Raw genomic sequence first — 5,123 nt, forward strand, 5'->3', positions numbered from 1 at the left:
GGTGTCCGGACTGCGACCTTCACTTCGCTTCGCTCGTTACGGGCGCCGCCACGTCCGGACACCCCTGCCCCCGCTCCGGCCCCGGTGCCCTCCCCGCCGTCGTGGGTGCTCAGCCCCTGGGGGCCCTGGCCAGTTGGCGGGACTGGGCGACCAGGCGGTCGGCCGAGTCCCAGACCTCCGCGTCCTCCTCCAGGAAGCCGCCCGCCAGGTTGCGGGTGGTGATGGAGACGCGCAGCGGGCCGGGGGCCGGGCGGCATCGGACGTGGGTGGTGAGCTCGACCGTGGGGGTCCAGCCCTTGAGGCCCAGTTCGAAGGAGGTCGGCGGGAGCGCGTCGACCGTGAGGAGGAGGGAGAGCGGGTCCGCGTCGCGGCCGTCCGCCAGGCCGAACCACGCCTTCATCTCGCCCTTGCCGGAGGGCGCGCCGACCGCCCAGCCGACGCAGGACGGGTCGAGGCGGATGTCCAGGCGCTCCGTGATCGCCGAGGAGCCCGGGATCTGCGGGGTCGGGCCGTCCGAGGCGCCGAAGCAGTGGTCCAGGGGGGCCAGGGCGGGCGGGGTCGCCGTGGTGCGGACGTCGTCGGGGAGGGCGCTCAGGTCGCCGTAGGAGGCGAGGACCCGGATGCGCTCCACCTCGGTGCCGTCCTCCTCGTACTGGAAGAGGGACGCCTGGCCGGTGGAGAGGGTGCGGCCGGTGCGGACCGTCTCCGTGCGGATGACCGCCGGACCCGGCACGGACGGCGTCAAATAGTGCGCCGAGATCGTGAACGGGTCCGGGTGCGGCAGGTGCTCGCCGAGGGCGCGGCCGAGGAGGGCGAGGAGGTAGCCGCCGTTGACCGCGTGGATGATGGTCCAGCCCGCGGAGAGTTCGGCGTCATAGACGCCCGGGGCGCGGAGGGTGACGGCGGTGTCGCGGTCGAACTCGCTCGTCGCCTCGATGCTGCTCGTGCTCATGGCCGCGACCGTACAGGACTCGGCTACTGAGCGGTAGCTTTTTCCTCCCGTGCGGAGGAGCGCCGGTTCCAGGCCCGGGGCGCCCGCCAGTGGTAGTGCATGGCCAGGAGGCGGAGCGCGAAGGCCGTGAGGACCGCCCCGCCGCTCGTGTACGCGTTGAGCACGTCGAAGCGGATGAACAGGACCACCATCGTCGCGCCCACGATCGCCGGCACGGCGTACAGGTCGCGGTCCCAGCGCAGGAGGGACGGGACCTCGTTGGCCAGCACGTCGCGCAGCACACCGCCGCCGACGGCGGTGGCCAGACCGAGCGCCGCCGAGGAGGTCAGGCCGAGGCCGTAGTCGTACGCCTTCGTCGTGCCCGTCACGCAGAACAGGCCGAGGCCCGCCGCGTCGAAGACGTTGACCGCGGTCTGGGTGCGTTCGACCTCGGGGTGGAGGAAGAAGACCAGGACGGTCGCGACCAGGGGCATCAGGAAGTAGCCGAGGTCCGTGAAGGCCGCCGGCGGCACCGCGCCGATGATCAGGTCGCGGACGATACCGCCGCCCAGCGCCGTGGCCTCGGCCAGCACCGCGATGCCGAAGACGTCGAAGTTCTTGCGGACGGCCAGCAGCGCGCCGGAGATCGCGAAGACGAAGATGCCGATGAGATCCAGGGCGTGCTGGACGGAGGGATTGAACAGATCGTGGAGCACCGAGCAATTGTGCCGGTTGATCGGGGGGCGCGGCGCACATGACGCGGGCCCCCGGCCGCCTGGCGGCGGGCGGGGGCCCGGGAGGAGGGGGTGGGGATGGTCAGGACTCGGGCTTCGCCTCGTCCGTCGCCTCCGCCGGGGTCGCCTCCGGCTCCGTCGGCTCCGTCGGCTCCGTCGGCTCCGTCGGCTCCGTCGGCTCCGGCTTCTCGGTGATCTTCACCTCTACCGACTCGCGGGGCGCCGGCACCGTCACGCCCTCGGCGTTCTCCGGGTGGTGGCAGGCCACCCGCTGGCCGGGGCGCAGCTCCAGGAGCGGGGGCTCCTGGGTCTTGCACAGCTCCGTCGCCTTCCAGCAGCGGGTGTGGAAGCGGCAGCCCGGCGGCGGGGCGATCGGGGACGGGACGTCACCGGTCAGCAGGATCCGGTCGGTCTTCTGGCCCCGGCGGCGCGGGTCCGGGATCGGGACCGCGGACATCAGGGCGCGGGTGTACGGGTGCATCGGCGACTCGTACAGGGACTTGCGGTCCGCCAGCTCGACGATCTTGCCCAGGTACATGACGGCGATGCGGTCCGACACGTGCCGGATCACCGACAGGTCGTGCGCGATGATCACGTACGTGAGGCCGAGCTCCTCCTGGAGGTCGTCCAGGAGGTTGACCACCTGCGCCTGGATCGACACGTCCAGGGCCGATACGGGCTCGTCCGCGACGACCAGCTTCGGCTTGAGCGCGAGGGCGCGGGCGATGCCGATGCGCTGGCGCTGGCCGCCGGAGAACTCGTGCGGGTAGCGGTTGTAGTGCTCGGGGTTCAGGCCCACCAGGCCGAGGAGGCGCTGGACCTCCTTCTTCACGCCGCCCTCGGGCTCGACGCCCTGGAGCCTGAAGGGGGCCGAGACGATCGCGCCGACCGTGTGGCGCGGGTTCAGCGAGCCGTACGGGTCCTGGAAGATCATCTGGACGTCGCGGCGCAGCGGGCGCATCTTCGCGACCCCGAGGTGCGAGATGTCCGTGCCCTGGAACTCGACGGTCCCGCCGGTCGGCTCCAGGAGGCGGGTGATCAGGCGGCCCATCGTGGACTTGCCGCAGCCGGACTCGCCGACGACACCCAGGGTCTCGCCCGGGTAGACCTCGAAGTCGAGGCCGTCGACCGCCTTCACGGCGCCGGTCTGGCGCTGCAGCAGCCCCTTCTTGATGGGGAAGTGCTTCTGCAGGCCGGTGACCTTCAGCAGGGGTTCCGTCGTCTCGCTCACAGCTTCGGCGCAATCTCTTCGGTCCAGATCCGGTTCCGCTCCTCCGGCGCCATGTGGCAGGCCGAGAAGTGGCGGGAACCGGTCTCCGTCAGCTCGGGGCGTACGGTCCGGGTGATGCCGTCCTTGGGGATGTCCGCGTACGGGCAGCGCGGGTTGAAGGCGCAGCCGCTGGGGACGTTGATGAGGCTCGGCGGGTTGCCCTTGACCGGGATCAGGCGGTCCGTCTGGTCGCGGTCGATGCGCGGCATGGAGCCGAGCAGGCCCCAGGTGTAGGGGTGCTTGGGCTCGTAGAAGACGTCCTCGGCCGAGCCGCGCTCCACGCACCGCCCGCCGTACATCACGAGGATGTCGTCGGCGATCTCGGCGACCACGCCGAGGTCGTGGGTGATGATGATGACCGCGGAGCCGAACTCCTTCTGGAGGTCGCGCATCAGGTCGAGGATCTGGGCCTGGACGGTCACGTCGAGCGCGGTGGTCGGCTCGTCCGCGATGAGCAGTTCGGGGTTGTTGACCAGCGCCATCGCGATCATCGCGCGCTGGCGCATGCCGCCGGAGAACTCGTGCGGGTAGTTGTCGAAGCGCTTGGCGGGCTCGGGGATGCCGACCCGGTCCAGGAGCTCGACGGCCCGCTTGCGGGCGGTCTTCTTGTCGACCTCGTGGTGGACCCGGTACGCCTCCACGATCTGGTTGCCGACCGTGTAGTACGGGTGCATCGCGGACAGCGGGTCCTGGAAGATCATGGCCATCTCCCGGCCGCGCATCCGGCGCACGGTGTCGGGGTCGGCGCTGAGCAGCTCCCGGCCGTTCAGCCAGATCTCCCCGGAGATGCGGGCCTTCTGCCGGCCGTACTGGCCGACGGTGTGCAGGCCCATGATGCCGAGCGAGGTGACCGACTTGCCGGAGCCGGACTCGCCCACGATGCCGAGGGTCTTGCCCTTCTCCAGCTGGAAGGTGAGGCCGTCGACCGACTTCACCAGACCGTCGTCGGTCGGGAAGTGGATCTTCAGGTCGCGGACGTCGAGGAACGCGTCGGAGGGCGCGTTCCCGGTGGCGACCGGCTCGCCGACGGCGGCGCCGGTCTTCACGAGCTTGTCGGTCATGCCAGCCTCACTCGGGGGTCGATCACTGCGTACAGAAGGTCCACCACGAGGTTGGCGAGGACCACACAGGCGGCGGTGATGAGCGTGACGGCCATGATCAGCGGCAGGTCGCGGTCGCTCACGCCCTTGATGGCCATCCAGCCCAGGCCCTGGAGGTTGAACGCGGTCTCGGTCAGGATCGCGCCGCCGACGAGGGCGCCGAGGTCCATGCCGAAGATGGTCAGGATGGGGGTCATCGTGGAGCGCATGGCGTGCTTGCCGAGCACCACCGGCTCCGGCAGGCCCTTGGCCCGCGCGGTGCGGATGTAGTCCTCGCCGAGGACCTCCAGCATGGTGGCGCGGGTGAGGCGCGCGTACATCGCCGCGTACAGGAAGGCGAGGGTGACCCAGGGGAGGATCAGGCCGCCGAACCAGCCGCCGATGGACTCGCCGAACGGCACGTAGGTGGCGTCCAGCCAGCCGAGCTGGGTGCGGAAGACGAGCATCGCCAGCATGGCGGTGAAGAAGATGGGGAGCGAGACGCCGGCGAGCGCGGTGATCATCGCCGCGCGGTCGACGATCGTGCCGCGCTTGAGCGCGGAGAGCACGCCGGTGGAGACGCCGAGGACCAGCCACAGCACGGCCGCGCCGATGACCATGGACAGGGTGATCGGGAAGGCGTCGGTCAGCATCGACCAGACGTCCTGCTCGGTCTTGAAGGAGTAGCCGAAGCAGGGCGCGGCGCAGTGGATGGAGTCGCCGCCGCCCACGTAGTCGCGGCCGACGAAGATCCCGGAGACGAAGTGCCAGAACTGCACCAGGATCGGATCGCCGAGGCCGAGCTTCTGCCGGACGCCTTCGATGGCAGCCGGATCCGCCTGCTTGCCGACGAACATCGCGGCAGGGTCACTGCCGGTCAGCTTGGGGATGAGGAAGAAGATGCTGAGCGTCACCAGGGTGACGACGAGCAGCATCATGACGACGGCGAAGAGCCGCCGGATTATGTATGCAAGCATGCGGTCGGCCGGTCGGCGGCCGGGGAACCCGATCGGGCCTTAGGGTTGTAAAGCTCCTAGGTCCTGCACTGTGTTAGCTAGGATCTTGCATGGTCATATAACCTGTTGTCAAACCCCCTTTTGAGGAGAGGT

The 5,123-nt window shown here is 70.1% G+C and carries 5 protein-coding genes; all 5 read right to left on the bottom strand.

Annotation, left to right across the window (positions count from 1 at the left end; all coding sequences use genetic code 11):
• Positions 1 to 109: 109 nt before the first annotated feature.
• On the bottom strand, positions 110 to 952 hold the full coding sequence (locus AB0C99_RS39420) for a thioesterase family protein (RefSeq protein WP_362485289.1): 843 nt from the start codon (positions 950 to 952) through the stop codon (positions 110 to 112).
• Between the two features lie 23 nt (positions 953 to 975).
• Positions 976 to 1,647: a trimeric intracellular cation channel family protein gene (locus tag AB0C99_RS39425; RefSeq protein ID WP_362485291.1), complete on the bottom strand. Its 672-nt coding sequence runs from the start codon at positions 1,645 to 1,647 to the stop codon at positions 976 to 978.
• Between the two features lie 100 nt (positions 1,648 to 1,747).
• Positions 1,748 to 2,896, bottom strand: a complete 1,149-nt coding sequence (locus AB0C99_RS39430; RefSeq protein WP_362485292.1) for a dipeptide ABC transporter ATP-binding protein — start codon at positions 2,894 to 2,896, stop codon at positions 1,748 to 1,750.
• Positions 2,893 to 3,996, bottom strand: a complete 1,104-nt coding sequence (locus AB0C99_RS39435) for an ABC transporter ATP-binding protein (RefSeq protein ID WP_362485294.1) — start codon at positions 3,994 to 3,996, stop codon at positions 2,893 to 2,895. Before AB0C99_RS39435 ends, AB0C99_RS39430 begins: the two co-directional genes overlap by 4 nt.
• Positions 3,993 to 4,991 (bottom strand): ABC transporter permease, encoded by a 999-nt coding sequence (locus AB0C99_RS39440; RefSeq protein ID WP_362485296.1) that lies wholly within the window; start codon positions 4,989 to 4,991, stop codon positions 3,993 to 3,995. The genes AB0C99_RS39435 and AB0C99_RS39440 overlap by 4 nt, the downstream gene beginning before the upstream one ends.
• Positions 4,992 to 5,123: the final 132 nt, after the last annotated feature.

The sequence above is a fragment of the Streptomyces sp. NPDC048659 genome (assembly GCF_040650575.1).
Classification (GTDB): Bacteria; Actinomycetota; Actinomycetes; order Streptomycetales; family Streptomycetaceae; genus Streptomyces.

Coding starts and splice junctions, on each gene's coding strand:
- AB0C99_RS39420 (WP_362485289.1), bottom strand. CDS start 952: ATGAGCACGAGCAGCATCGAGGCGACGAGCGAGTTCGACCGCGACACC.
- AB0C99_RS39440 (WP_362485296.1), bottom strand. CDS start 4,991: ATGCTTGCATACATAATCCGGCGGCTCTTCGCCGTCGTCATGATGCTG.
- AB0C99_RS39435 (WP_362485294.1), bottom strand. CDS start 3,996: ATGACCGACAAGCTCGTGAAGACCGGCGCCGCCGTCGGCGAGCCGGTC.